General features: G+C 43.7%; 1 protein-coding gene and 1 pseudogene. One reads left to right on the top strand and one right to left on the bottom strand.

Annotated features, from left to right (window positions below; genetic code table 11):
* A pseudogene (locus HRT96_RS00375) lies at positions 1-510 on the top strand (dihydrolipoamide dehydrogenase); the annotation flags it as partial.
* 2 nt (positions 511-512) lie between these two features.
* Here HRT96_RS00375 and HRT96_RS00370 read toward each other — a convergent pair.
* Positions 513-1,894: PLP-dependent aminotransferase family protein (locus HRT96_RS00370; RefSeq protein ID WP_293150610.1), on the bottom strand; the 1,382-nt coding region annotated here is incomplete at its 5' end.

Here is a 1,894-nt window from a genome sequence, read left to right as displayed (position 1 = left end):
AAAATACCCGCCTATAATTTTAGATATGATAAAGTTCAGTTATCTTTCACCAGTAAAGGTAAAACATTGCCTGACGCTGATTATGACGCGGTATTTATTGCTGACGATAAACCGTCACTGGATAACATGATAACTCAGCCCTTCATGGCCACCAGCTTCCCAACTGTTACCTGGTTAGGCTGGACAGAAAAGCAATTGGCTAGCAGTGCGTTAAATTATAAGGTGATAAACATGCCGTGGCGTTCACTGGGTCGAGCAAACACTGATGTAAACACCAATGGCTTAACGAAGCTGATCTTTAATACCGACAACCACGTCTTAATCGGTGGCGGCATGATAGGTAACAATGCCGATGAGATATTTGGTGAAGTTTGTTTAGCNATTCATAATNAGTTTACGGCNGACAATATNGCCCATACCGTACATGCGCATCCAACCTTGCATGAATCCATNCTATTGGCNGCTGAAGTNTATCTNGGCACAGCGACTGATGTNCTGAACCAAGAATAGACTTACTTAACTGCAACATTGGCGTTAATCAGTTCACACAAGATAACAAGCTTAGCGCTTAACGCCTGTGCTGCAGCTTGTTTGTTCGTCGTGTCCTTTGCATTTGCCACAATCGGCCAGCCAATATTTAACCTTAAGCAGTTGTGATAATACGCAAGCGTGGTAAATTCACTACCAGCACGAAAAGACACGCCTTGCTTTAATGCTTCACTCAGTACCGCTTGGCTATCCATATTATCAAGCTGTAACCAGATAACCATCCCCCCTTCCGCTACACTGATTTTAGTATTATCAGGCAACAATTCTCGTAATAAGCCATGATACTGTCGCGCATGGGACGCCAAAGTTGTAGTTAACTTCTTCAAGTGTTTCGCATATTGGCCAGTATTAATAAACTCGCAAACCGTATGCTGAACAATATTATTGACCCCAAAAAACTGCACATTACGTAGCTGTAAATAGTCATTAAAATAACGTCCTGGTTCACACCAGCCCAAACGATAACCCGCTGCAATCGTTTTCGAAACCGAGCTACACCACAATACCCAACCTGACTTATCCCAATATTTAATCGGTAAAGGTGTGGTNTTGGAATAACTTAATTCCAAATAAATGTCATCTTCAATCACAGGGACTTGGTAGTATGCAGCCAGCTCAGCGATACGCTGCTTTTGTTTATTACTCAGGCAAAACCCTTGTGGATTAATATGATTGGCACTGAATAGACAGGCAGAAATACGCTTAGCTTTAAGCCGTTCTTCAAGTTGATCTAAATCGAGCTGAGCCTGATAACACGGAATCTCGATCACTAACCGGCCCATGTTCTCCAATAAATCCAGTAACCCGCTAAAGCAAGGAGATGACACGGCAATGGTATCTCCAGGATTCGTGGTGATCTCGATGGCACTGCGAACCGCATCAATACAGCCATTAGTGATCACTAAATTATCTGCTTTTAACGGAAAATGTCGTTGTGAAAAATGATTGGCCAAGGCGGTACGTAGCGCAATATCACCTTGATAATCGGGGTAAGCAAACAAGTCGGCACCAGCTCGTTGATTCGCCCGTCGTAAACAGCGACTCAAGGTTGCTTGCGGTAATAGATCGGCAGGCAGTTGTGCGGTATAGAACGGACCACGCAAGCCTTGGCCGATGGATTGGCTGACTTTAGGCTTAGATATTTTCACGTTAAATCGAGGGTATACCGGCGTGCTTTGTTTATTCAGCGGCTGGGTAATAAAGTAACCTATTTGCGGTTTGGCATGTAACCAGCCTAAGTCGAGTAAACGTTGATAGCAATTATTGGCAGTCGTCATGCTCACATCATGCAGCTGAGTAAACTGTCTTAACGACGGCATACGCTGGTCGATAGGTAATAAACCTT

The organism is Moritella sp., assembly GCF_013215705.1.
Taxonomy (GTDB): Bacteria; Pseudomonadota; Gammaproteobacteria; order Enterobacterales; family Moritellaceae; genus Moritella.
Note: the sequence above shows the minus strand (reverse complement) of the source record. Positions and strands in the feature narration are given on the sequence as shown.